General features: G+C 42.1%; 17 protein-coding genes. 11 read left to right on the plus strand and 6 right to left on the minus strand.

What is annotated here, in order from left to right; genetic code table 11:
* Nucleotides 1-93 precede the first annotated feature (93 nt).
* On the plus strand, nt 94-2,469 hold the full coding sequence (locus FBB35_RS16300) for a heavy metal translocating P-type ATPase (protein WP_174713668.1): 2,376 nt from the start codon (nt 94-96) through the stop codon (nt 2,467-2,469).
* Between the two features lie 19 nt (nt 2,470-2,488).
* Complete coding sequence (locus FBB35_RS16305; RefSeq protein ID WP_174710523.1) at nt 2,489-2,716, plus strand: hypothetical protein; 228 nt, start codon at nt 2,489-2,491, stop codon at nt 2,714-2,716.
* A gap of 17 nt (nt 2,717-2,733) precedes the next feature.
* Here FBB35_RS16305 and FBB35_RS16310 read toward each other — a convergent pair whose 3' ends face one another.
* Nucleotides 2,734-4,167, minus strand: a complete 1,434-nt coding sequence (locus FBB35_RS16310; RefSeq protein ID WP_174710524.1) for a cell wall metabolism sensor histidine kinase WalK — start codon at nt 4,165-4,167, stop codon at nt 2,734-2,736.
* Nucleotides 4,168-4,509: 342 nt separating this feature from the next.
* Here FBB35_RS16310 and FBB35_RS16315 point away from each other — a divergent pair, with 342 nt between their 5' ends.
* Nucleotides 4,510-4,923, plus strand: coding sequence for an ATP-grasp domain-containing protein (locus FBB35_RS16315; protein WP_254625961.1), 414 nt, complete (start codon nt 4,510-4,512; stop codon nt 4,921-4,923).
* A 30-nt stretch (nt 4,924-4,953) separates the two neighbouring features.
* On the opposite strand, the gene FBB35_RS16320 is transcribed toward FBB35_RS16315, so the two are convergent.
* Both FBB35_RS16320 and FBB35_RS16325 read right to left on the minus strand, forming a co-directional pair.
* Nucleotides 4,954-6,936, minus strand: coding sequence for an amylo-alpha-1,6-glucosidase (locus tag FBB35_RS16320; protein ID WP_174710525.1), 1,983 nt, complete (start codon nt 6,934-6,936; stop codon nt 4,954-4,956).
* A 276-nt stretch (nt 6,937-7,212) separates the two neighbouring features.
* Nucleotides 7,213-7,710 (minus strand): quercetin 2,3-dioxygenase, encoded by a 498-nt coding sequence (locus FBB35_RS16325; protein WP_174710526.1) that lies wholly within the window; start codon nt 7,708-7,710, stop codon nt 7,213-7,215.
* Between the two features lie 378 nt (nt 7,711-8,088).
* On the opposite strand from FBB35_RS16325, the gene FBB35_RS16330 reads away from it, so the two are divergent.
* The 3 genes from FBB35_RS16330 (at nt 8,089) to FBB35_RS16340 (ending at nt 10,540) form a co-directional block, all read left to right on the plus strand.
* A complete protein-coding gene (locus FBB35_RS16330) occupies nt 8,089-9,357 on the plus strand; it encodes a GAF domain-containing sensor histidine kinase (protein WP_174710527.1) in 1,269 nt (422 codons plus the stop codon).
* A gap of 96 nt (nt 9,358-9,453) precedes the next feature.
* Nucleotides 9,454-10,017 (plus strand): HD domain-containing protein, encoded by a 564-nt coding sequence (locus tag FBB35_RS16335; protein ID WP_174710528.1) that lies wholly within the window; start codon nt 9,454-9,456, stop codon nt 10,015-10,017.
* Between the two features lie 82 nt (nt 10,018-10,099).
* Nucleotides 10,100-10,540, plus strand: coding sequence for a thermonuclease family protein (locus tag FBB35_RS16340; RefSeq protein ID WP_254625962.1), 441 nt, complete (start codon nt 10,100-10,102; stop codon nt 10,538-10,540).
* Nucleotides 10,541-10,785: 245 nt separating this feature from the next.
* Here the strand turns inward: FBB35_RS16340 and FBB35_RS16345 are convergent, their stop codons facing one another.
* On the minus strand, nt 10,786-11,829 hold the full coding sequence (locus tag FBB35_RS16345; RefSeq protein ID WP_174710529.1) for a low specificity L-threonine aldolase: 1,044 nt from the start codon (nt 11,827-11,829) through the stop codon (nt 10,786-10,788).
* Nucleotides 11,830-12,453: 624 nt separating this feature from the next.
* On the opposite strand from FBB35_RS16345, the gene FBB35_RS16350 reads away from it, so the two are divergent.
* On the plus strand, nt 12,454-13,236 hold the full coding sequence (locus FBB35_RS16350; protein WP_174710530.1) for an ABC transporter ATP-binding protein: 783 nt from the start codon (nt 12,454-12,456) through the stop codon (nt 13,234-13,236).
* A gap of 121 nt (nt 13,237-13,357) precedes the next feature.
* Nucleotides 13,358-14,797, plus strand: coding sequence for an MlaD family protein (locus FBB35_RS16355; protein ID WP_174710531.1), 1,440 nt, complete (start codon nt 13,358-13,360; stop codon nt 14,795-14,797).
* Between the two features lie 304 nt (nt 14,798-15,101).
* Here FBB35_RS16355 and FBB35_RS16360 read toward each other — a convergent pair whose 3' ends face one another.
* Nucleotides 15,102-21,557: an ExeM/NucH family extracellular endonuclease gene (locus tag FBB35_RS16360; protein WP_174710532.1), complete on the minus strand. Its 6,456-nt coding sequence runs from the start codon at nt 21,555-21,557 to the stop codon at nt 15,102-15,104.
* Nucleotides 21,558-21,599: 42 nt separating this feature from the next.
* Nucleotides 21,600-21,809 carry a hypothetical protein gene (locus FBB35_RS16365; protein ID WP_174710533.1) on the minus strand — a complete coding sequence of 70 codons (210 nt, stop codon included), beginning with the start codon at nt 21,807-21,809 and terminating at the stop codon, nt 21,600-21,602.
* 473 nt (nt 21,810-22,282) lie between these two features.
* Here FBB35_RS16365 and FBB35_RS16370 point away from each other — a divergent pair, with 473 nt between their 5' ends.
* The 3 genes from FBB35_RS16370 (at nt 22,283) to FBB35_RS16380 (ending at nt 25,482) form a co-directional block, all read left to right on the plus strand.
* On the plus strand, nt 22,283-23,593 hold the full coding sequence (locus FBB35_RS16370; protein ID WP_174710534.1) for a Tudor-knot domain-containing protein: 1,311 nt from the start codon (nt 22,283-22,285) through the stop codon (nt 23,591-23,593).
* Between the two features lie 234 nt (nt 23,594-23,827).
* Entirely contained in the window at nt 23,828-24,946 is a 1,119-nt protein-coding gene (locus FBB35_RS16375) for a phosphotransferase enzyme family protein (protein WP_174710535.1), read from the plus strand.
* Entirely contained in the window at nt 24,943-25,482 is a 540-nt protein-coding gene (locus tag FBB35_RS16380; protein WP_174710536.1) for a DOMON-like domain-containing protein, read from the plus strand. The genes FBB35_RS16375 and FBB35_RS16380 overlap by 4 nt, the downstream gene beginning before the upstream one ends.
* Nucleotides 25,483-25,617: the final 135 nt, after the last annotated feature.

Genomic DNA, 25,617 nt, shown 5'->3' on the forward strand with positions numbered 1-25,617 from the left:
CTGAGCAAAGGAAAAACTATCCATTCGCCCTCTAACCTTTTCCCTTCTGTTTCCAAGTCCCCAATGCCCAATACCCAATCCCCAATCCCCAATATGGATACTCTCACACTCAAACTTCGAGGCATGAGTTGCGCTGGTTGCGCCAACAACATCGAAAAGGCAATTCGCTCTGTTCCTGGGGTGATTGACTGCAACGTTAACTTTGGAGCAGAACAAGCCGCCATTAGGTACGATCGCTCTCTAGCCAATTTAGAGAAAATTCAAACTGCGATCGCAGCTGCGGGATACTCTTCTGACTCACTCCAGGAAGAATTGCTCTCTGAAGAAGATGATGCAGAGATTGCAAGTAGGCAAGCATTACAACGCGAACTTTTCCTCAAGGTAATTGTGGGAGGTGTAATCAGCATTTTCCTCTTTTTGGGGTCGTTGCCCATGATGACTGGGCTGAACTTCCCCTTAATTCCCAGCTTCTTGCAAAATCCTTGGATACAATTAGCGCTGACAACACCTGTCATATTTTGGTGTGGTGGATCTTTTTACCGCAATGGTTGGAAAAGTCTCAAGCGCCATACGGCGACGATGGACACGCTGATTGCTTTGGGTACAAGTGCAGCGTATCTATATTCTTTGTTTGTCACTGTTTTCCCGAAATTTTTTATTGTTCAGGGCTTGATACCTCATGTTTATTATGAAGTTGCCGCCATTGTTATTACCTTAATTTTATTGGGGCGGTTATTGGAAAATCGCGCTAGGGGAGAAACTTCTGAAGCTATCCGCAAACTGATCGGATTGCAAGCCAGAGATGCCAGAGTTATCCGTGATGGTGTGGAAATTGATGTTCCCGTTGCTGAAGTCAGAATCAACGATGTGATTTTGGTACGTCCTGGTGAAAAGATTCCAGTTGATGGCGAGGTGATTGCAGGCGCTTCGACAGTAGATGAAGCGATGGTGACTGGTGAAAGTTTGCCAGTCAAAAAGCAGCCAGGAGATGAAGTGATTGGGGCGACGATTAACGGTGCGGGTGCGTTTCAGTTTCGGGTGACACGAGTTGGAAATGATACGTTTTTGGCTCAAATCGTCAAACTAGTGCAACAAGCCCAAGGTTCTAAAGCACCAATTCAGCGCTTGGCAGATCAAGTTACAGGATGGTTTGTACCAGCTGTAATTGCGATCGCGATCGCCACTTTCGTCATTTGGTTTAATTTCACTGGCAACCTTACCCTCGCAACAATGACAACGGTGGGTGTACTAATTATCGCTTGTCCTTGTGCTTTGGGTTTAGCTACCCCCACATCTGTAATGGTGGGGACAGGGAAAGGTGCAGAAAATGGCATCTTGATTAAGGGTGCGGATAGCTTAGAACTAGCACACAAAATTCAAACCATCGTTTTAGATAAAACCGGCACTTTGACTCAAGGGAAACCCACAGTTACAGACTTTGTGACTGTTAACGGTACAGCTAATGGGAATGAAATCAAGCTTTTACAGTTAGCAGCAACAGTAGAACGGAATTCTGAGCATCCTTTAGCTGAAGCGGTGGTGAAATACGCCCAGTCTCAAGAGGTGAGTTTAACGGAGGTACAGAATTTTCAGGCTAATGCAGGTAGTGGTGTCCAAGCAGTTGTTTCAAATCAGCTTGTACAAATTGGTACACAACGCTGGTTAACAGAACTTGGAATTAACACCATGACTCTTCAGCAGTATAAAGATGCCTGGGAAACTGCTGGTAAAACAGTCATTTTGATTGCTGTAGATGGTGAACTACAAGGAATAATGGGTATTGCCGATGCCCTGAAACCTTCATCAACAGCAGTGGTAAAAGCTTTACAGAAGCTAGGTTTAGAAGTAGTAATGCTGACTGGAGACAATCGGAAAACGGCAGATGCGATCGCAGCAGAAGTTGGCATTGAGCAAATCTTTGCTGAAGTGCGTCCAGATCAAAAGGCGGCGATTATCCAATCTCTTCAGAAAGGCGAACTGGGGACTAGGGACTGGGGACTGGGGAAAATTCTTCCCAATACCCAATACTTCGACTTACCTCGACTTCGCTCGGCACAAGTCGCTCAGTACAAGTCCCCAGTACCCAATCGCCAATCCCTTGTTGCGATGGTGGGCGATGGTATAAATGATGCACCAGCCCTAGCACAAGCTGATGTGGGAATTGCTATTGGTACAGGAACAGATGTTGCGATCGCAGCTAGCGATATCACTCTAATTTCTGGAGATTTGCAAGGAATCGTCACAGCTATTCAACTCAGCCGTGCCACCATCAACAATATCAGGCAAAATCTCTTCTTTGCCTTTATTTACAACGTCATTGGTATTCCCATCGCGGCTGGAATTTTGTTCCCTATCTTTGGTTGGTTACTCAATCCAATTATCGCCGGCGCTGCGATGGCTCTTTCTTCGCTTTCTGTCGTTAGCAACGCCCTCAGATTGCGTAACTTTCGACCAAAAACTAACTCATAATTGCAGGTTAATTTAGAAAATGTTCAGTAAAAAAATGCTTTGGGCAAGCCTTGCAGCTTTAGTGTTTCTCACCGGAACACCAAGTGTAACATTAGCAGAAATGACAGCTCACTCGTCAGAGCAAAATGGTCAATTTAACCATATAGAGCAACCTTTGGGCTTGAAAGTTGGTGTTGCGATCGGTGGTTTAGCCTTTATGGGACTAGAGTTGTGGTGGTTCCTCCTCTATAAAAGTTCTGATTCTTAAGAGGATGTTTTAAAAATTCAGATAGCACTGCTATATGTCGGTAAAGTAATTGTAAATGTACTCCCTTCCCCTAACTTTGATTGGACACTGACACTACCCCCCATACCCTCAACAAGTGTCTTGACAATAGATAAACCCAAACCACAACCCCCGGTAGTATGAGAGCGGGATTCATCTACGCGGTAAAATCTCTCAAATATCCGTGCTTGCTGTTGCAAAGGAATTCCATAACCTTTGTCACAAACTTGAATGATTGCCTTATCTTCAAGTTGGTTTAATTTAAAAATTATGGGTGTATCAGCTTCGGAATACTTAATGGCATTATCAATCAAATTCAATAATACTTGTTTAAGGCGGCTGTAATCTGCTTTCACCTCAATCCCATCGAATTTTGACTCGATTTTAATTATGCGATCGCTATATTTTTTTGCCATCATCACCACTTCTTCAACCAAGTCATTTAGCACATAAGATTTCATTTGAAAATATAAGTAACCATTATCTGCTCGTGCTAAATCAAGTAAATCTTGTAGCAGACGGATAGTGCGTTCAGCTTCCGATGCCGCAGTTTCTAAAGCTTCTTGTTGGGTTTGTGTTAAATTATTTTGCCTTCGTAAGACGCTTTGTAAGTAACCATGTACAATGGTTAAAGGTGTGCGTAATTCGTGAGAAACATTACTCACAAATTCCCGTTCCTGCTTCCAAGATTGGGATAAACGGGATAACAGCATAGTTAAAGTTTGAGCTAGCTCTTTAACTTCGCTGGGCGCATTATCTACAGATAGCTGTGGTTGTCCTAAATCTTCAGCCGAAATCACAGCAGCCATTTGATTTAGCTGGCGTAGAGGTTGCAGAGAACGCTGGATGTAAAATGCGATCGCAGCAGTTAAAATAATAATTGCCAAAACACTAATAATCGCTAAACTCTGCACCATTCCCAGAAACATTTTCTGTTCGCGGGTAATATCCTTGACTACAAATAACTCACCCAATAACTTACCCTTCACTTGTACAGAACTACCACATAAAACAAAATAGCTTTCGTTGACTTGATAAACTTGTGGTTTAATTGGCATCTTAGTTAAAGACATTAACTCAGCTACTTTAGTATCAGATACCAAATCTAAAGTGGCAGATTTTACTATAATTTTATTATCAGGACTTTTTAACCATAATAATATGTTGGTATTTGCCAAGTTATTAATCGCCTTTTGCAACCCAGTTTCCGGTTGCATCATTTCACTATAAATTTGTACATCTTGCGGCAAGCGTTTGGCGATTTGTTCTATATTGTACTTATGACTATCAACTAAGATTTGCTGCATTTTCCAACTAGTCCATGTAGCAAGGCTACCTAATACCAAACCTGAGAATGCAGCAATACCAATTGTGAGGCGTGACTGTAAGGAAAATAGGTCTATGTTTATCCAAACTTTTCTGATTTGCTTCACTTTTCTGGTTACGTTTTAGGTGTTTAATAAAGATATTTCAATAAAAAAATCAGAATGCTAAATGTAAAGTTGCTATTAACCGTTAAATTTTTAGTTACAGATGATTTTAACTTATCTTTGTTGTATACCTACAATGAAAAGTGCAGCCATTCCAGAAAAATTGCGAAAGATTTTTTTTAATCGCCCTCTCAACCCTGCAAATCCTTCTCTAAGAATAAATTAAATTAATTTACTGTTAATTAAATTAATTTAATATGAGAATTACCTTAAAATTTTGCACTTTTAGCCGATTTAACTCCAGAGACTAAATTTTATTCTGTTGATGATAATTTAGAGAATGAGTTGAACAGACTTGCTTGGAACGGATTTTTTATCAAAGATTACGTTAAATCTCTCAAAACCTCAGTTGGTTCCATAATTAATAAACCTTCGGAAATAGGAACAGTGGTGTCTGAAATGCAGAAGTTTCGAGGCAGTATTGAGGGAGGTATTTGTGTGCGGCGGATTGAAGATTTTGTACCCGAAACGGAGAGGCGTTACTTTGTTGTATCTGGTAAAGCTTTTGCCGCTTTACCAGATGAAGAAGTTCCAGAGATTGTTGAAGAGTGTGCAAAGCGGATTGGAAGCCAATTTTTTTCTGTAGATGTAATAGAGCGTAGAGACGGTACTAAGAGGATCGTAGAAATTGGTGATGGGCAGGTATCAGATATTGTAGAATGGACGGCTGAACGTTTCGCTCAACTTTGGTTGAGGTGATAGGTAAGCAGTCGATAGTTATTCCCCGCATCAATTCTCTGTCGCCAGCCAAGCGCGTAAAACCTCTGCCACTGTCCACGCTTGGGCAATACATCCCCGTGCAGTCATCGGGGCATCACCATCAAAAATTTCGCTGAGACTACCAAGACCGTGTGTAGTAAGATGATTAGCCATTGGTTCTAAAAATTGACGAGCCTGCTCAGGATTTTTGTAGACGCGCAGGTGTGCTAATACAAAGGGCCCCAATAACCAACCCCAAACTGTCCCCAGGTGGTAAGCGCCATCACGTTGATACTGATTACCACCGTATTTACCCTGATATTGGGGATGGTCAGGGGCAAGCGATCGCAATCCATGAGAAGTCAGCAGCGATCGCCCGCAAACTTCCACTACACTCTTTTGCTGGGCAAGTGTTAGCGGGCTTTCTGGTAGCGAAACAGCAAATATTTGGTTAGGTCGCAATGCTGCATCATCACCATCAGGACTGTCTAGAACGTCATAGCAATAACCTGTCTCTTCATTCCAGAAGCGAGAAAATCTATACTTAGCCCGGTCTGCCATTGCCTCATATTCTTGGTGTGGTTTACCAAGGTGACGGGCAAACTTTGCCATTCTCCGTAAAGCATTATACCAGAGGGCATTAACTTCAATCGGTTTGCCAATTCGGGGCGTAACTACCCAATCATCAACTTTCGCATCCATCCAAGTCAGTTGTACACCTGCAACACCTGCAAACAGTAAGCCATCGGCCGGATCGAGATGGATGTTGTAGCGTGTACCGCGACAGTGCCAATCAATGATATCTGCAAGTATAGGAAAGAGTTCACCAAGCAAAGTATCATCATCCGTAGCGCTGTAGTAGGCGCGGACTGCTTCAAAGTACCAGAGAGTGGCATCGACTGTATTATATTCTGGTTGCTCACCTGCATCAGGAAAGCGATTTGGCAACATTCCTTGGTCTACGTATCTGGCAAAGGTGCGAAGAATTGAGCGTGCTACCTCTGGGCGACCAGTCGAAATTGTCAAACCAGGTAGACTAATCATGGTGTCGCGTCCCCAGTCGCCAAACCAGTGATAACCAGCGATGATGGTTTTGCCGTTGGGGTCTTCTGGCACTGGACGGTCAACAATAAACTGGTCGGCAGCTAGTATTAGTTGCTTGATCCAGATAGGTGATTCCTTCGTCTTGAGGGGTTGATTAGTTTTCCAAATTCCTGTTAGCTTCTGCTCTTGAGCGCGACGTAACTTAAGTGCAGCCTCGGCATTAAGATTTGCTTGCTTTTCTGTGCTGGCTACAAATGCGATTGCTTCCCCAGGATTTAGTGTTACTTCAAAAGTCGCAGCGTGGAGATGGTCTTCTCTATCTCTCAATCCCCGATAGCGCTCAACAGCCAAGTCAAAGCCATAATACCAATTGTCGGCGACAGATGCACTACCACCATCGCTCAGTAAATACATTGGTACAGCACCCGGATAAGCAGTTACACAAATCCCTTGTTCGACTTCCTCAATAGACATCTTCCAGCCATTACTTTGGGTGTCGCTGTGATAATCGCGGTAGTTGACCATTGCTTTGAGGGTCAACTTCAGAGGTTGCGTAGCACGACGCAAAGTATATTGGACATAAGTTGTGTTAACACCTTGTTGCATCCACACCCGTTTTTCTAACAAGGCATCGGCAACAGCAAAACGCCATAAGGGAATTGTACCTTCCAGAGAAAAACGTTCAATATTTTGATAACCGTGAGGGCTGACAGTCCCATCAGCCCAACGATTGGTGTCTAGAGAATAAGAGCGATTGTCATACAGGATAGTTTCATCTAGTTTTGCCAGCAGTAAGGTACGACCTAAAGGTGGTTTCAATGCTGTTAGCAATAGTCCGTGATAGCGGCGGGTCAATAAACCAGCCACAGTTCCAGAAGCGTAACCACCAATACCGTTAGTAACTAACCATTCCCGTGACTCTGCCGTGTCAAGATTGCCGCAGATTTCCCGCCCAAATTCTATACACATAAGTCAACACTTTTCCTTGGGATCAATATTTGGATTATGGATTATGAATCCTCTAGTGTGCCGAGAATGGTATTAAGAGTTCTAAAATCTTAACTGCGATCGCGGTTAAATAAAATACATCGTCTCGAGTAATATTAAATACAAGTATCTTTGGTAAGACATTTCTGTGAGTAAAAGCTAAACTATGGTTGATTAGCTTAGTTAGCGATCGCTCTTCTGAGACTTGCTAGCACTGTTGTTTGGTGTCTAACTGCGATCGCTTGTAGTTATATTACCTTACACCTGCGAAGATGCAGCAGACGGCGGAATAATTTCAAGACCATATTTTGAAGCAGCTGTCATCGCTTTTTCCATATCTGCGGGACTAACGCTAGGTAATTGCATTCTGTCTGAGACTGGCACACCTACTTCCATAAAAAATTTCTCCAACCCTGCTGGTGTGAACCAACAAAGCAATTTTGCTGGCTTTGCACCAATATTTGAAAACCTGTGGAGTTGACCTTTGGGAGAGTGAAGAAAAGTTCCAGGAGTTGCTATGATAATTTGCTCATCAAGCTGAAATTCCAATTCTCCCTCTTGAATATAGAAAGCTTCGTCTTCGTGACTATGAATGTGGGGAGGTGTACCGTTTTGTGGTTGAACGGTAATCTCCACTAGAGCATAAGCTTGACCAGTTTCTTCACCCACTGCCTTAAAAGTATACAAATCTCCAAGCACCCAGTATGAAGAACCTTGTCCCGGTTGCTGTAATATTCCTTGTAGATTGACTGTCATAGTTATTCCCTTTTTAGATGTTTTCTATTACAAATTTCTCAGAAAAATCTAATTTTTCACTCTTTAAGTACTTAGATATAAATAAACTTAACCATATCATCGTAAATGGAGCAAACTCAAGGCAAGCGATATCTACGATTAATTACGCTACATAATACTCTGAGATTGTTTGACTTTAGTCACGATCACACCACTGATTTTTCAATATCTCATTCTTGGATGATTTTACATTTATTCACCTAAAAATTAATCAGTTTGTTGTATGTAAATAGCATAATGTCTTTAGTAGAATCTTTCCCTCAAAATAGTACAGCTTGGTCAAAATAACTATCCAGTCGATTTTTTAAATTATTTTCATAATCTATGCAATAACTATCCATGAGTAAAACTAGTGATGACGAAATATTGTTGCACAACCAAACTTGGCAGCGCGAGCGACAAATCATAATCCGTTTGTCTTCTTTAAACTATCTAACTGGCGAACTGGGCAGCTACTTGCATAATATTGCCTGTGGAGTCAGCGAACTTATTGGAGTTGATTGGACAGTTGTTACTTTTTGCCAGGAGGGGTTTGAAACGGTTCTAGCCAGTAGTCTTGAAATGGGAGAGGGTGAACATATTTATTCACTACATGGTTTACTAACTGGTACTGTTATTCAAATGGGTCACTCATTAGCCGTGAAAGATGCTCAAAAACACCCAGAATATGGACAGGCTCCAGAAGGTTATTGTGCATATTTAGGGATACCACTGCGGACTGCTGAAAACAAGGTAATTGGTACTATCTGTTCTTTTAATCACCAACCACGTGATTTTACAAAAGAAGATATTCAAATTGTGGAATTGTTCGCTGAACGAGCAGCAACAGCAATTGATAACTATCATCTTTATCAACAACAATGCAAATTTAATCATATTTTGGAAGCTGAGGTAGAAAAACGCACCGCAGAATTACAAGCAACCCAAGCCAAGCTTTTAGAACAGGAACGATTGGCTGCTATTGGTGAATTTGCTGCCATGATTGTGCATGAAATTCGTAATCCCTTGACTACAATGATTATGGGATTAAAGTATTTCCAAAAAACCATTTTAACAGAATCTGCTCAAGAGCGATTAGCGTTGGCATTGAATGAATCTAGCCGTTTGGAGCGTCTGCTAAGTGAAATTTTGCTATACGCCAAGCCTCAAGTATTGCAGCTTTGTGAATTAGATGTGAATGAACTAATTCATGATTTACTAGTATATATTCATGAAATGCCAGAAGCTCTGGAACGAAAAATTGAATTTGTTCCGGTGTTACCTACAGTAAAAGTTTTGGGGGATAAGGACAAACTTAAACAAGTATTTATTAACATCCTTCGGAATGCTTGCGAGGCAGTTGCACCAGGAGATATTGTTAAATGGGAAGTGGGTTGTTCTGATATAAATAAAGTCTATATTAATGTCCATAATGGCGGCGCACCAATTCCATCAGAATTTATAAGCAAGCTTTCTCAGCCATTCTTCTCCACAAAACCTTGTGGCACTGGGCTAGGGCTTGCTATTACTAAACGCATCGTCAATGCTCATAATGGAGAACTATCAATCTGTTCTGATATTTTAACAGGTACTATAGTAAGTATTCAATTACCTGTAGTTCCTTTTTAGAGCTTTTGATTGATATCAAGTATTTCTTCTGCTACAGTTATCCTATTTATGATTGTGGCAGAATAGATAACATCACTTCATTAGAAAAATCGATAAATGGAAAAATACCAACTCAGCCCAAAAAACTGGTCTCAAGAAATTTACATTAAAGCCTTAAAGAAAGCAGCATACGCACATCAAGGTCAGAAAATGGCAGGTTCAGAAATACCTTACCTTATGCACTTGAATCTTGTGAGTATGGAGGTAATTGCAGCCATAAGTGTGGAAACAGAACATGATGGAAATCTTGCTATTCAATGTGCTATTTTGCATGACACAATCGAAGATACTAATACAACGTTTGAAGAAATTAGAACCGAATTTGGTGAATCAGTAGCTAATGGTGTACTTGCACTGACTAAAGATGAAACTTTAGCAAAAAATCTCCAAATGGCAGATAGTTTACAAAGGATAAAAAAGCAACCAAAAGAAATATGGATGGTGAAATTAGCCGATAGAATCACTAACCTACAAGCACCACCACATTATTGGACTCAAGATAAAATTATTCGATATCGAGAAGAAGGTATTCAAATTTATGAAGCTTTGCAGGATGCAAGTCCATTTCTTGCTTGCCGCTTGGCAAAGTTAATTGAAGATTACAAAGCATTTATCAATTAAACAGTCTTTTGTGAGTCAAATCACACTAGCAACCTAAGCACTGCAATAACATGATATTTATGCATAAATTCTTACATACAAAATGATGGAATTACTTGAACTAATGTTGGTGCTAGCTACAGTAGTTGGTGTTACAGACGGAAACACAATTTTAGTTAAAAATAATGCCGGACAAACAATTCCTGTTAGGCTAGCGTGTATCAATGCACCAAAGGCGGTTGGACAAGTGTATACTTTAGCAGCGACACAAAGCTTAAAACAGCTACTACCACCTAAAACTCCTGTTGTGATTAGAAGCATTGAACAACTCCAAAATGGCCGTACAGTTGGTGAAGTGTTTGTGGATAATCGATCAGTAAATCTCCTTTTGGTAGAGTCAGGTAATGCTGTCGTTGACAGAGAATCTTTACAAAATTGCTACGAAAGCAAAACCCAATATTTAATTGCAGAAGCTAATGCTAAAAATAAGCATCTGGGATTGTGGCAGCAATCAAACATGCAATTGAAGTTTCATAGCAAGTAATATCAAATCCGGTTGCTTGGGAGCAACCTCAGATGTAATTGATATAGCGGTTTTCTAATTCTCTAATAGAAGCAATATAGTTTGACCTCTCTCTTAAAAGGAGAGAGGCTTTGAATCTTAGTCCCTTTCTCATATAGGCAAGGGGCTGGGGGTTAGATCTGTATTGTAATCAACTAATAACCACTATATTAGATACACAAATTTTTAAATAAATCGGATATCTAGATAACACCAATTTTTATCAATCAGATAGTTATGATTGCTTTTTTAATATCATCAATCAATTCATCAATCCTTGATTGTGTAGTGTTCCAAGAACACACAAAACGTACTCCTCCCACACCGATAAATGTATAAAACTGCCAGTTCTTTGCTTTTAAGGTGTGAATGACTTGTTCAGGTAATTTCACAAATACGGCGTTGGCTTCTCTGGGAAACATCAAGTCAACGCCTTCTATATTTAAGAGTTGATTTTCTAAATATTCAGCACATTGATTAGCATGTTTGGCATTTTTTAGCCAAGCACCAGTTTCTAACAAACCCAACCAAGGAGCAGAAATAAACCGCATTTTTGAAGCTAACTGACCTGCTTGCTTGCATCGATAATCAAAATCTTCTGCTAACTCTTTGTTGAAGAAAAGAATTGCTTCACCTAATGCCATTCCATTCTTAGTACCACAAAAGCATAATACATCTACTCCAGTTTTCCAAGTAATTTCAGCAGGGCTTTTATTCATAGCGGCAACTGCATTTGCAAAACGAGCGCCATCCATGTGAATTTTTAAATTATACTTTTTTGCCACTTCTTTAATTTTTAGAAGTTCTTCAATAGAATATAAAGTTCCTAATTCAGTTGATTGGGTAATACTAATAACTTTAGGCTTTGGATAATGAATGTCAGTGCGTCTAGTGACAATTGCTTCTATCGATTCTGATGTTAACTTGCCATTTTTCCCTTGAGCCAGTAAAAGTTTAGAACCATTAGATGCAAATTCAGGTGCGCCACATTCATCTGTTTCTATGTGAGATGTTTCATGACAAATCACACTGTGATATGACTGGCAAAGGGCAGCTAAAGACAAAGAATTTGCGGCTGTACCATTAAAGGTGAAAAATACTTCACAATCAATTTCAAAGAGTTCCCGAAAATAATCTGTTGCTTTTTGAGTCCATTCATCATTCCCATAAGCTGGAACACTACCCTGATTTGCTCTAATCGTATATTCCAGTGCTTCTGGACAAATACCAGAAGAATTATCACTTGCAAATTGTTCTAAGTTGCTACTCATAATCTCTAGTTTGATTTTTCTTAGTAATTATTACAATATTAGTAAATATTTTTTGTGGTTGACAACTACAAGGTTTAGGAAAAATATTATTAATGTCTCAGATTAGATAACAACTCTACTAATGGCAATAACTTTAGATGATAATCAATTAAATATTTGTAGAGCAATCGGAAATTCCTTTTAAATAACTATAAGCCTAGCTTGTAAGCGAAGTTAGTAGTTTGCAAAATTTGATTTTCAAAAATAAAATTCCTATATCTTACATTAAACGGTTAATTATTTCTTGGCTTTTGTTTGAGCCGTTATAGCCTCTAATAGGATGAATATACTATTAAATAGATTTGCTAATGTCCACAGAAAACTGGAGTCTTAGTTTACCTTTACTGAGACATTAAGTTACTACGGTGTATTTCTCAGCTTTGGTTTGAGGATATTTTGGGACATTGAAAATGGCAAATAAGTAAATATTATGCTAAAAAAATAAAGTTTGCTAATTAGAATGCCACTCATATACTTATAATGTACTATACAATGCCCTGGCCAGTAGCTTGCTTACTTGTAAGGGTACAAATTGGGGAACCTGCCCAAGGCACCGGCTCACCAATGACTAATGACTAATAACTAATGACTGAACCATTGATTGAACTAAAAGGTGTTTCTAAGTCCTTTGGTAGCCATAAAGTTCTAGATAATGTAGACTTGACCATTTACCGGGGAGAAGCACTGGGGATTATTGGGCCATCAGGGACTGGTAAATCAACAATTCTACGGGTGATGGCGGGGTTACTTGCTCCTGATGAAGGAGAAATTTATGTGCAAGGAGTGCGGCGGGACGGTTTGATTGAGGATGCTGGACAGCCAGTTGGCATTGGTATGGTGTTTCAACAGGCGGCGCTATTTGATTCGCTGACAGTGGAGGAGAATGTGGGATTTTTACTTTATCAAAATTCAAAGCTGCCGCGATCGCGCATTCGAGATTTGGTAAAAGAAAAATTGGAAATGGTCGGTTTGCCATCAATAAGCCACCTTTACCCAGCCGAACTGTCCGGGGGAATGCGAAAACGGGTAAGTTTTGCCCGTGCAATCATGTCTAACCCCGATAATCCCTCAGAAGGGCCAGAAGTTCTACTATACGATGAACCAACGGCCGGACTCGATCCTATTGCCTCAACTGTAATCGAAGATTTAATCCGCTATTTGCAATGTTTACATGGTGTTTGTAGTACTTATGCCGTTGTTACCCACCAGGACAGCACTATCCGTCGGACAACTGATAGACTTATATTTCTCTATGAAGGTAGAGTGCAGTGGCAGGGTACAGTTAGTGAGATATACAACACAGAAAATCCCTTGATCAAACAATTTATGAGTGGAAGCGTGCAAGGGCCGATTCAAGTCGTCGGTTAAAAAGTGAAAAGTGAGGAGTAAAAAGTGAGGAGTGAAAAATGAGGAATGAGAGTTAAATTCAATTCATAACTTCTAACTCATAACTCCCAACTCATAACTAATTATTGGGTAGAGGAAAAATATGCGAGGTCTTATGACAAGCCGCTTCGCGTCTGGGCGAACATTTAGAGAAGGCTCTGTGGGGTTGTTGCTCCTGGTAGGACTAGGAGTATTCGGGTTACTCTTTTTGTGGTTAAATAGATTTACTGCTGCTGGCCGTTCATACAAAATTATTGTGGAATTTGCTAATGCTGGCGGAATGCAAAAGGGAGCAATAGTTCGCTATCGAGGTGTTAAAGTAGGAACTATTTCTCAGGTTCTACCAAAAGCTAATGCGATTGATATAGAAATTGAAATTGCCCAAACTGACTTAATTATCCCCCGGAATGTCGTGGTGGAAGCTAATCAAAGTGGATTAATTAGCGAAAGTATTATTGACATTACACCAAAAACAACTTTACCTGCTGGGGTTGTAATTGCTAGACCCCTAGATAAAAGTTGCGATTCCAGTCTGATTGTTTGTAATGGCTCTCGCTTAAAAGGTCAGATTGGCATCAGTGTTGATGAATTAATTCGCAGTTCAACTGATCTAGCCTCATCATACAATGACCCCAAATTTTATAGAAATGTCAATAGGGTTCTAGAAACTACCACAGGTGCAGCATCCAGTTTTACTGAGCTAAGTCAGGATTTACAAGGTTTGACTAAAAGCTTGCGACAACAATTAAATACATTTTCAGCCACTGCTAATTCAGTGCAACGAGCGACTAACCAACTTAATACATCTGCAAATCAAACAGTAAATAAATTCGGTGCAACTGCAACTCAAGCAAATCGTTTGCTCAACAACCTGGATAATCTGTTGACAACAAATCGTTCTTCGTTGGTTGGCGCTTTAAATAATATCACCGAAACCAGCAACCAACTACGTGTTACAGTCAGTAGCCTATCACCATCTGTGAATCGATTGACTAAAGGAGAATTACTCAACAATCTAGAAGCTCTTTCAGCAAATGCAGCGCAAGCCTCAGCTAATTTACGCGATGCTTCTAAAACCTTAAACGATCCCAAAAATGCGGTGCTGCTGCAACAAACTTTAGATTCAGCACGAGTCACCTTTGAAAATACCCAAAAAATTACATCTGATTTGGATGAATTGACAGGCGATCCTAATTTCCGAAAAAATTTGCGGCAATTAGTGAATGGTTTAAGTGGTTTAGTCTCTTCTACACAAGAGATGCAGCAACAAGTACAAGTTGCTACTACTCTAGATTCGGTCAAAGCTGCTGTGAGCAAACCAAATAATCTAATTCCTACCCCAGCACCAACCCAACAAGCAATGTCTAATGACAAGTCGCTACCCGTCTATGAAGTTAATCCTTCACCTGCTAATTTTGAAAGTAGTGACATCAACCTTCAACCAACTCCCAATCCGTCTATCCCTAACTCATCCCAAGAAGTTCTGTTAAAACAGCTGCGGGAGTATGGTAAGCAACGAGAGCAACTGGAGATGGAAAAATAGGCAATAGACATCAGTAGCGATCGCTTCGCTAATTGGTTTTTTTGGTCATGTCAGGGAACTCTATTAATACAATTCAGTAATTCGCGCAGTTTTCCTTCTAACTCCTGCCTTGCTCTCAATTGGTTAACGAATTACTGACTTACTACAAAAAATCTGTCCCTCTCCAACTCAGAAAGGGACAGACTTAAACTTGAGTATTGCGCTATTAGGTGCGTCAAGGAAGTAACGCATTCGTTTTGATCTTGCCTGTCACAGTACCTTAAGCAGAGGCATAACGCACCTTTTTATCTTAGAAAAAGTAGACTTAGACAAACACGAAGCGAGTATCTGTTGCCAAATTGCGATTTAATCCGCTTTCCACAACCGCAATTAATTCTAATTGCGTCCCATTATTGGCGAAAATGCCCACAGATGAACTACTAAATCCAGATACTGATGCTGACCCTAAGAAATAATTGTCAGCAGATCCTTTAAGCTGAATCCGATCGCTTGCTTTGAAGCTAACAATATCGGCGTAGTCACCATTGCCAGATTTGGTATAGAAAACTGAACTAGCATCACCCAAAATGTAAGTATCTGCACTTTGAGCGCCGTTGAGTTGGTCAATTTCGTTTGTACCACCTCCCCAACCAATTAGATGGTCATTGCCACCACCTCCAGCCAGGATGTCATTGCCAAGTCCACCTAGAAGCGTGTCATTACCTGCTCCACCATTGAGGTTGTCATTACCTACTCCACCATCAAGAATGTCATTACCTGCCCCACCAAGAAGTGTATCATTGTCAAGTTCACCTAAAAGTATGTCATCGGCTGCTCCACCATCAAGAATGTCATTACCTGCCCCACCTAAAAGTGTGTCAATGCCATCGTTCCCCAAAAGGGAATCATTACCGCCCTTGGCATCAATGTAATCATTGCCTGCTGCACCACTGAGTGTCTCATTGGCATCAGTGCCGATCACGCGATCGTTGCCACCTAGAGCATTGAATACGCTTACACCAACAAGTTGGTCGATAAAGATAATGTCGTTGCCAGATGTCGCCTTGTTATTGGCAACAGTCAGGTCAAAGGTATCGCTAACACTGCCACCTTTGCCATCAGCAGCGGTAACAGTGACGGCAAAAATACCAGTTTGGGAGACATTGCCGAATATCAGACCTGTGTTAGCGATATCAGATCCAGTGGGTAAGCCCGTAGCAGTGTAGGTCAGGGTGTCGCCTCGATCTATATCAGTAAATTTGTCACCGACGTTGAAAGAGAAAAGCTTGCCTGTAGAGATGATTCTGTCTTCAAGAGGTTGCACTACCGTCGGAGCATCGTTGACACCAGTGACGCTGACATTAATGATCGTTGTAGATTGTAAACCTTTACTGTCTGCGATCGCATAGCTAAAACTATCAGTTGCAGTCTGCCCTTGGGGTAGAGAGTTAAAACTGGAGGCTGTGTAAGTCAAGTTTTGTGTGGTTGGGTTAAAGGTGACTGTACCTTTTATGCCTGTTGTGTTAACAGCAATGATGTTTTTAGTGTCTCCGGCATCAGGGTCAGTATCGTTACTTAGTAAAATACTACGGAGATTAACTGTAGTTGCGTCTTCGGCAACGTTGATTGTATCAACTACGGCTGTAGGTGCTTCGTTGACATCATTAACTTGGATAGTCAACGCCTTGTCAAGGGAAAGTCCACCATTATCGGTGCTGCGTACCCGAATGCTGTAAGCAGATTTGGTTTCAAAGTCTGGGGAGGCGTTGATTTTTAAGGTGTTGTCTGCGATCGCAAAGGTAGTGTTATCAGTATCACCTGTTCCAGCAACTAAGCTGTAAGTGAAAGTGTTGCCTGTGTCTGGGTCAGTAGTGCTAAATGTACCCACTACGCTATTAGCGGCCACATTTTCATTGGTGCTGCTAGGACTTAAAGTCAAATTGGTGGGAGCGTTGTTGGCACTAACAAGATTTAGCCCTACCAGTACAGGGTCGTGGTCAGAGGCACGGAATTGGTCAGCATTATATAAACTGCTGATTTGACCTGCTGATTTGAAGTTAGTGTTGTAATCCAGCACACTGGGTTCATCAGAATTGATGTGCCATTTTTCTGCACCACTTACCTGTGCAGCTAAACTGCCAGTGGCTAGGGCATGATCCAGGGAACCTACCTGTCCGTCGAAAACATAGGAGTAGGAAGTGTCAGGGAGTAAGTTATTATACCCTGCACCTGCAAGGGTTGTTAGCGGATCTTCCTTCGCATAGGAGTTGAGATCGCCGACAACTAGGTAGTCTGTATCATTAGTTCCGGTGGGTTTGGTCGCCAGCCATGCTGCCAAATCTTGAGCTTGACGAGTCCGTGTTCCATTAGAGAAACCTTGACCATCCCCAGCATCAGCATCACCAACACCCCCTGAACTTGAACCCTTGGATTTGAAGTGATTGACAACTACTGTAAATTGTTCGCCATTTGAATTTTGTCCGAAGGTCTGCGCGAGGGGTTGTCGTCCCACCAAGTTAAAAGCTGCACTGGTGGTTAGGGTTGCTGCTGCACCTACTGGGGTAACTTTGCCAGATTTGTAGATTAATCCAACTGTGATTTCGTCAGTTGCCAAACTGGTTCCAGGATTGATAAAGCTGTAAGTCCCAGCACCAGCAACTGCATTTAATCCGTTGACTAAATCTTGAATAGCACTGGTAGAACCATAACCGTCGTTCTCTATCTCCTCTAGCCCGACAATATCTACTCCTGATGTGACAATGGCTTGGATAATCTTGTCGCGCTGACGGTTTAACTCAGTCAGGTTCTCAGCCCCGCGTGATGTGGGGAAGCCGCCACCTGTGCCATTACCGTTAAAGAAGTTGAGAACGTTGAAACTGGCAACCTTTAGGGTACCACCGACATTTGGAGGGGTGACGGGACGGGGATTAGTGGGGGTAAAGTTAACTCCAGTTGTGGTTTGGATGCGATAGCCTTCAAAGCGATCGTCTAAAATACCAGTAATGCTGGCAACGGTATCACCACCGCGCAGGGTATTAGACGCACTCAGAGGATTACCGCCACGACCAAAGAGGATGGGGTCAGGGTTTTGAGTACTGCTACCGTCATCCAAATAAATTCTCCGCTTGGCAATGTCAGCTAGATAAGCAGAGTTTCCACTGACGCTAGGAGCATTAAATTGAGTGTATTGGTCAAGTCTGGCATCTGTACCGGGTTGGTTGCTGGAGCCTGTAGCTGAGAGGAGAACCTCTCCAAAACGACCTAATTGGAAATACTCAGTCACAGTGAGGTTGCCACTGCCAGCACTGAGATTGACTAACATCCCTTCGTAGCGTTCCAAGTCGCTGACGTTGGTGACTGGTAACTGGACGTTAATTGCTGTGGGTAGGGTGCTTGCTCCTTGATTGATAACAGTTCCAGAAGTGATATCCAGTTCAGTCAGACTGCTGGTGTTTCCACCGCTAGTAGTAGTGAATTCTTTAGCGATTCCAGTGATACGGACTTTATCACCGATGTTGCCAGTAAATTTGCCATTTGGGTCGTAAACAAAGATGGCTTCTGAGGTTGCAGCATTGTTATCAGCATCGGCATCTTCTTCTTGAACGTAGAAACCGTTAAGTTTGGTAGAACCGAGGAATGCACGGGTAACAATACCTTCAATGGTTTGAGTTCCTGTTAAAGCTGCCGTTGAGCCGCTACCTTGAATGTCGTGAATCAGAGTCGGAGCGACATCGTTATCAGCGATCGCCACTGTTGCAGTAGCATTACCCAGAGTATAGTCTGTGGTGGTATTCAGAGTCAAAGTGACAGTTTCAGTTCCTTCAACTGTCAGATCGTCTACAGGTGTAATGGTGATATCGACAAAGGATTGTCCGGCAGCGATGGTTGCTGTGCCTGTTAGGGTTGGTGTGTAATCTGCGCTTGTGGCTTGTCCAGTACCCGTGGCAACATTGTAATTTACCGTTAGGGCATTGGTGGTACTGCCTGTGCGAGAGATGCGGAAGATGCCAGGATCACTGCCAGCTTCGGCAGCGTTGGCATCTTGGGCGGTGATCGCAATTGTAGGTAGAGACGAAACAATAGTCCCTGGAGAACCGATTTCCGTGCTTGAATTTACAGCGACGAATGCACCATTGACTCCCACAGCGCTCAGTGTTGCGATCGTGGCATTGTTTAACAAGGCGGCATTATCGAAGGTGGCAAATGGGGCTGCGGCTGGAGATGCTCCGAAGACGACATTAGCCTGTAAAGCACCAGTGGAATTATAGATATTTACAGCATCACCACCCGCACCCAAGCCCACGCCCGCACCAGAGTAGTTGCCGATTTTCAAGCCGGCTGGTGGGTTTGCGCCGAACCAGTTGGATAGGAAAGTCGGATTGACGGTAGCTCCTTCGATGAAGATTACCGATTCACCTGCGCCAATGCTGGTGATGCCGTTCAAGGCGACAGATGCAGCAAAGCTATTCGAGTTGTCATCAATTTTCCAGCCTGTGATATCTACGGCGCTCAAACCCTTGTTGGTAAGCTCAAACCAGTCTGCGGCGACGGGCGAATTGCCACTGCTCCAAGGAGCTACTTCAGTGATGAAGATACTGCTGGTGGTGGGATTCTCATTGACATCGGTGACTGATAAGGTAAATGCCGTAGTTGCGTCTGGGTTATTGCCAACGGTGGTGTCATTTACATTGACGCTGACGTTGTAGTTGGTCTTAGTTTCAAAATCTAGGGTGGTTCCCGCTTTCAGGAACAAAGCATTGTCCGTAATCTCAAAGGAGTTGGCATCTGCACCAGTCAAACTGAGGGTATTTGTTCCCAAAGCGTCATCACTGACGATAATGTTGGCGACTTTAAAGGGAGTTGCAGTACTGGTGCTTTCCGACAAGCTGGTGACGGTATTCGCAAGGCTGACGGCTACAGGGGCTTGATTAGTATATGTAAATGAGGACGGTGCATAGACCCAAAGTTGGGGGTGATCGATATCACCTCCGCCATTCTCGTTAGTGACATAAATCAATCCATTCTTGTCCACCGTGATTCCTTCATTCCCCTGATCCGCAACGGACAAAGGATTACCTGCATCGGAGACGATGGTTAATGAGCTAGAGATATTTCCAGTGCGATCGATGTTGACGATCTTGCCCGATTCTTGGCTTAAAATCAGCAGGTGGCTGGAGTCAGGTTGCCCGTTCAAGGCTGATACATTCGACAATGCGAAAACATCCGCGAAGTCCGCAAGCCCAGCCAATGCTGGATCGAAAAGGTTGGTAGAGTTGACTGTGGTGGGCGAACCGTTACTTGCAGTTCCCGCCGCAAAATCGATGTTTGTTTGAAAAATTCCTTCGGGTGTAATCTCCTTAACTGCGATGAAGCCACCAGTCTGTGGGTCATAGGAGATACCTTCAATCCCAATATTTCCAACCGTCGTACCAAGTTTTACGGTTTGTACGTTGCTTCTGGTAAGGGTGGTTCCTGGGGCATAAGTAAACAAATTAGCCTGTCTGTCTCGCTCTTCGATCAAGACAAACTTGCCATCACCAACATAGGTAAGCCCTTCTGTATCGTAAAATTCCGTTCCTTGGGGACTGCTGCCAGAAGCTAGCGTCATTGAGTCGATTAATTGTCCCGTCTTCGATACTTGCACGATCGCTCTGCCGCCATCACCAACAACGAACAGCGTGTCAGTATCCTTGTTATAGGTAACTGCCGAGACTTCTTGAGCTAGTAAGCTGTTAGTTGGCGGAGTGGTTCGCGTCGGTTCGGGTAGGTCGTAACGTCCGATGCGGACGTAGGTGGAGAGATCGATGGAACTTACCGCCGTATCGTTATCAGCGATCACTACTGTTGCAGTAGTAGCAGTACCCAGAGTATAGTTGGCGGTGCTATTCAAAGTCAGAGTGACAGTTTCAGTTCCTTCAACTGTCGTATCATCAACGGGTGTAATGGTAACATCGACAAAGGATTGTCCGGCAGCAATGGTTGCTGTGCCTGTTAAGGTTGGTGTGTAATCTGCGCTTGTGGCTTGTCCAGCACCCGTTGCAACATTGTAATTTACCGTCAAGGCATCGGTAGTACTACCTGTGCGAGAGATACGAAAGATACCAGGGTCAGTGCCAGCTTCGGCGGCGTTGGCATCTTGGGCTGCGATCGTCACAGTGGGGATTGATGCAGCGATCGTAAAATTTGTGGTATTTGGAGCAGTTGTAGTATAGTTACCATCAGTTTGATCAACCGTCCAGTTGTTAACATTAAAGACTGAAGATTTATAGTTTGCAAAGCTAGATTGTCCAGTTCTAGAGCCACTATATTCGCCATAGTCAGCACTAGTTCTTAATACTATTGCGTTAACTCCAACCGTTAATCCTGCATTTGCAATTGTATCACCAGGCGTTACAACATCTCCTGATGATACCGCAGTTAAAATCGTAGTTGGAGCAGCTGCGCTAGAGCCAAGAAAAGCGTAGATAACGTCACCACTTGTAGAAAGACCGTAGTTACTGCTACCTGATACCGTAGCACGAGAGAGAGTTCCAACTGATGCAGCAAGGGTGGCAACATCAACTCCAGTAAAGCGAATTACTGTACCAGCATTTATCGTACTAGATCCTGATGTCCATTGAAAATAAGACTCACCAGTATTAAAAGCTGTCGTGCTAGTAGCTTCGTTATCAGTGAAATAAATCGTCGTGTTCGGGTCTATATCTACAAATGTAACAATAGACCAGCCATCTTCATCGGCATTGAAGGATATAAAAGCAATATCCCCTTGTGTTAAAGCCATAGAATTATTAACCTCTTTAATTTGTTTCAGATTCTCAAAAAATCAACCAAATGATCCGAAGCGATGTATTAAGTGCGATCGCTCTTGGGATTTATCCAAAGTTGTCCGCACTTCATAAACAGTCCTAAAGCGATCGCTACACCCACCAGAGCGATTACACTGATTTGTGGGGCGATCGCTTCCCATAGACACAAAAGGATAGATGCAAAAACTTACTTCAGCGTTTGGGCGAACATAAGACAAGATCATCATGAAAGACCGAAGTAAATAGCAAAAAATAGCTACATACTTTATTAGTATTAATTCGTACTTATCAACTTCAACCTATCCCGGTAAGTTTAAGGAACAGCTAGCAAAAGGTTAAAAAAACAAATATTTGGCATGGAGTTAGGCTCAAATGTAGACTCAGCTAATTGAAAAGTCAGCAGATGAGAGGCAATCCAATACTGCTCGGATAAATACTTTCCATCTCTGTTGTGGGAATCCGTTTTGGGAAAAAGGGAAAGGAATGACTTTAAACCCTTCCACTTGAACAGAGAAGTGTTACGAGGTAGCGATCGCCACTTGTTATTTTTTGGTCAACTCAGGGAACTCTATTAATACGGTTCAGTAATTCGCGCAGCGTTGGCCAGAGAAAGGCCTCCCGTAAGTTAAGCAACTGGTATTTGTTGTGGGTTTAGTTGAACTGTGTTGTAAGCATAACTTTGAGTTTTGAGGAGCGGCTGATGGATAAATCAATTATTCAGTTGGTTGACGAATTACCAACTGACAATATCACTGTCAAAGTTTTAAAGGCTCTTGATTATGTAGCGCCAGGTGAGTGGAGCAATTTGACGGGGTTTGAAAATAGCATTCGCAGCATTACAGGAGTTACCGATGCTAAGGTAATTCAGAGAATCCGCGATCGCGCTGTCGTATTATACGAAGATCCTCAAAAAGGCTACCAGTTCGCAATTAAACTTTATCAAACAATTGATAAGGCAGACACAGCTATGGCAGCAGCAGCTTTAGCGAATAAAGTTAGTGAGAAAATCGGCTTTCTGTCTTTTTTAGGCAACATTACTCCTAAAGCTGACGTAACTCAATCTATTGATTTGGCACTAAAAATTGCTGTCGAAATCATCGCCTTTTGCAAATTAAACGGCATTCCTCAGCCCAACCCCCAAGAGTTTGCTAATTCCCTGACTAACAACTATCAAAATGCCTCCTTAATGCGGATGGTAGCTTTAGTTTGTATAGACGGAATTCTGCCATTAGGCCCCGATTTTCTCAGCAAAATTCACGGAGTTATTAGTGGCACTGATGCTGGCGCAATAACTCAAAATCCGGTTTTCTTAGCTGTTAATAACTTTTTACCAGGTAATAATCCCTCTGATAAAGTTGGTTTTATCAGTCAGGGTTTTAACTCCGTACAAGGTTGGATGAATAACTTAGTATCCAAAACAGGTGTAACCCCGCAATCAATTTCTAGTAATTTGGGTAGTTTTATTCAGATTGCTGATGATAATTTAGATTTTGTCGCTGTATTCCTAGATCAAACTACCAATTACTACGAGCATACCGGAACTCAAACCGTCGCTCGCGGCTTGATTTTGGAAGCATACACTTTAGTAAAAGAGGAAATGAAACAAGAACAACAAAAGCCTATTCAAGATGTTTCATCAGCTTCTGTTGTCAAGTCAGATAAAGTTCAGTATGAAGTCAGCAAAACAGTAGAAGTCTGGGATGGTGAGGACGAAGATTGGTATCAGGGAACAATTGAGAAAATCCAAGATGACCAATTCTTTATTCATTACCTTGGCTACGGTTCATCTTATGACGAGTGGGTAGGTGAAGATGACATTCGAACTCGCGATCTTCGCGCTGCGGATGACAATGGATATGCAGTTGGTCAAAAAGTAAAATGTTGGGATGAAGACCAAGAGGCTTGGTATTCCGCAACGATTCAGCAAATCCAAAATCAGCAATACTTTGTTCACTATGTTGGTTATGACTCATCTTATGATGAGTGGGTTGATAGCGACGAAATTTCTTAAGTACTGAATTAGCACAGGGCCGACAAGAGCGATATCTACGATGGGTTATTACCCTCTCTACGCTTGCTTCCCCACACTGGACAAATACTTACTATCGGTGTTGTACCCTGTGCTAGGGTTATTACCTTTAAAAATTACGAATTACGAATTACGAATTACGAATTATTTTGACGCGCTACCATATCCCCTATTGCCTTTGTGCAATATACGTGAGGAGTAGTGCAGGTTAAACAGATGACAGAAGAATTTAATAGACAACGTGCAGAGAATTTGGTTGCGATCGCAGATCAATTCGCCCAAGTAGGAAAGGTTACAGCCGTTAAAGCCTTTGGAAGTGGTAATATCAATGACACTTTCTTAGTCACTCTAGATTCCCCAAAAGAACAACATTTTGTCCTGCAACGCATCAACACGCAGGTATTTCGTCAGCCAAAACTGATTATGCAGAATATGCGTACCTTAACTGAGCATGTTCATAAACAGTTACAGCATATTTCCCTCAATCGTCGCTGGGAAGTACCGCGCGTACTATTAACTAAGGATGCTCAAGACCACTGTCAGGATGCAGATGGCTCCTTTTGGCGGGCGATTAGCTTTATTGAAGGCTCTCAGTCTTTTGATACTATGCGCGATCGCTCACAAGCAAAAGAAATCGGTTATGCCTTGGGGATGTTCCACAATTTAATCAGTGATTTACCACCAGAAAAACTCGCTGACACTCTTCAAGGATTCCATATTACACCGCTTTACCTCCAGGATTACGAAAAAGTGTTGGCGAAAACTAGTGCTAGCCAATCTTCGGAAGTTAATTATTGTTTACAGTTTGTTAGCGATCGCCAAGCCTTTGCACATATCCTAGAAAATGCCAAAGCTGAGGGCAAACTACCTCTGCGTCTGATGCACGGCGATCCCAAAATTAATAACGTTATGTTCGACATTGTTACCCAGCAAGCCGTGAGTGTGATCGACCTCGATACCGTTAAACCCGGTCTGGTACATTACGATATTGGCGATTGTTTGCGATCGGGCTGCAATCAGGCTGGAGAAGAAACAGAGAATTGGGAAAGTGTTCATTTCGATACTGACCTTTGTCAGGGAATCTTACAAGGCTATCTCTCTGTGGCAAAGGCGTTTCTTACCGATAATGACTATGCATACATATATGATGCCATCCGTCTCATTGCCTTTGAATTAGGATTGAGATTTTTTGCTGATTATTTAGCCGGGAATGTCTACTTTAAAGTTAAGCACCCAGAACATAACTTGGCAAGAGCGATCGTGCAGTTTAAGCTTACCGAAAGTATTGAATCTCAAGAAACGCAGATTCGTAACATTATCAAAGATTTGAAATGAACAACCAGACATTTTCTCTACAACCCTTCCCTTCTACTAAATCGCTGCCTAATTTGAAAATTGCAGGCAATATCAGCCGAAATAGTAATCAATTTGCCATCCACTATCTGCTTGAAGGCGATTTAAAAGAAATTGCGATTGCCCAACCATCAAATACACCGTCACGCAAGCATGAATTGTGGAAAGACACCTGCTTCGAGTTTTTCCTTGGCATCAAATATTCTCAACAGTATTGGGAATTTAACCTGTCCCCAAGTGGACACTGGAATGTTTATCGCCTTGATGGGTATCGCCAAGGAATGCAAGAGGAAACAGCTTTTGAAAATCTCCCTTTTAATGTTCAAAATCAATCTGATAGTTTAGCACTAGCCTTAAATGTTGATTTAGATAAAATCATTTCTATGGAGCAAGCAATTGAAGTTGCCATTACTAGCGTTATTAAAGATAGAGATGGTGAAGTAATTTACTGGGCGTTAACTCATCGAGGCACAGAGGCTGATTTTCATCTGCGAGACAGTTTTATCATTGAGTTGTAAATACTATAGGACTCATATTTGATTTTTGAAAAAACTCCGTACAACTCAAAAAGCCTTCTTTCCTATTGCCTCTTGCCTTCCCACGCAAGTAAATATGGCTACGCTCCCGTGAGGGATACAAAAATCAAAGCGGAT

This window comes from Nostoc sp. TCL240-02, from assembly GCF_013343235.1.
In the GTDB taxonomy this organism is placed as follows: domain Bacteria; phylum Cyanobacteriota; class Cyanobacteriia; order Cyanobacteriales; family Nostocaceae; genus Nostoc.

What these genes read in the sequence shown, in the direction of transcription:
- FBB35_RS16350 (WP_174710530.1), top strand. Translation starts at nt 12,454, where the DNA reads ATGACTGAACCATTGATTGAACTAAAAGGTGTTTCTAAGTCCTTTGGT.
- FBB35_RS16365 (WP_174710533.1), bottom strand. Translation starts at nt 21,809, where the DNA reads ATGATGATCTTGTCTTATGTTCGCCCAAACGCTGAAGTAAGTTTTTGC.
- FBB35_RS16355 (WP_174710531.1), top strand. Translation starts at nt 13,358, where the DNA reads ATGCGAGGTCTTATGACAAGCCGCTTCGCGTCTGGGCGAACATTTAGA.
- FBB35_RS16375 (WP_174710535.1), top strand. Translation starts at nt 23,828, where the DNA reads ATGACAGAAGAATTTAATAGACAACGTGCAGAGAATTTGGTTGCGATC.
- FBB35_RS16325 (WP_174710526.1), bottom strand. Translation starts at nt 7,710, where the DNA reads ATGACAGTCAATCTACAAGGAATATTACAGCAACCGGGACAAGGTTCT.
- FBB35_RS16305 (WP_174710523.1), top strand. Translation starts at nt 2,489, where the DNA reads ATGTTCAGTAAAAAAATGCTTTGGGCAAGCCTTGCAGCTTTAGTGTTT.
- FBB35_RS16340 (WP_254625962.1), top strand. Translation starts at nt 10,100, where the DNA reads ATGATGGAATTACTTGAACTAATGTTGGTGCTAGCTACAGTAGTTGGT.
- FBB35_RS16370 (WP_174710534.1), top strand. Translation starts at nt 22,283, where the DNA reads ATGGATAAATCAATTATTCAGTTGGTTGACGAATTACCAACTGACAAT.
- FBB35_RS16380 (WP_174710536.1), top strand. Translation starts at nt 24,943, where the DNA reads ATGAACAACCAGACATTTTCTCTACAACCCTTCCCTTCTACTAAATCG.
- FBB35_RS16300 (WP_174713668.1), top strand. Translation starts at nt 94, where the DNA reads ATGGATACTCTCACACTCAAACTTCGAGGCATGAGTTGCGCTGGTTGC.
- FBB35_RS16360 (WP_174710532.1), bottom strand. Translation starts at nt 21,557, where the DNA reads ATGGCTTTAACACAAGGGGATATTGCTTTTATATCCTTCAATGCCGAT.
- FBB35_RS16330 (WP_174710527.1), top strand. Translation starts at nt 8,089, where the DNA reads ATGAGTAAAACTAGTGATGACGAAATATTGTTGCACAACCAAACTTGG.
- FBB35_RS16345 (WP_174710529.1), bottom strand. Translation starts at nt 11,829, where the DNA reads ATGAGTAGCAACTTAGAACAATTTGCAAGTGATAATTCTTCTGGTATT.
- FBB35_RS16320 (WP_174710525.1), bottom strand. Translation starts at nt 6,936, where the DNA reads ATGTGTATAGAATTTGGGCGGGAAATCTGCGGCAATCTTGACACGGCA.
- FBB35_RS16335 (WP_174710528.1), top strand. Translation starts at nt 9,454, where the DNA reads ATGGAAAAATACCAACTCAGCCCAAAAAACTGGTCTCAAGAAATTTAC.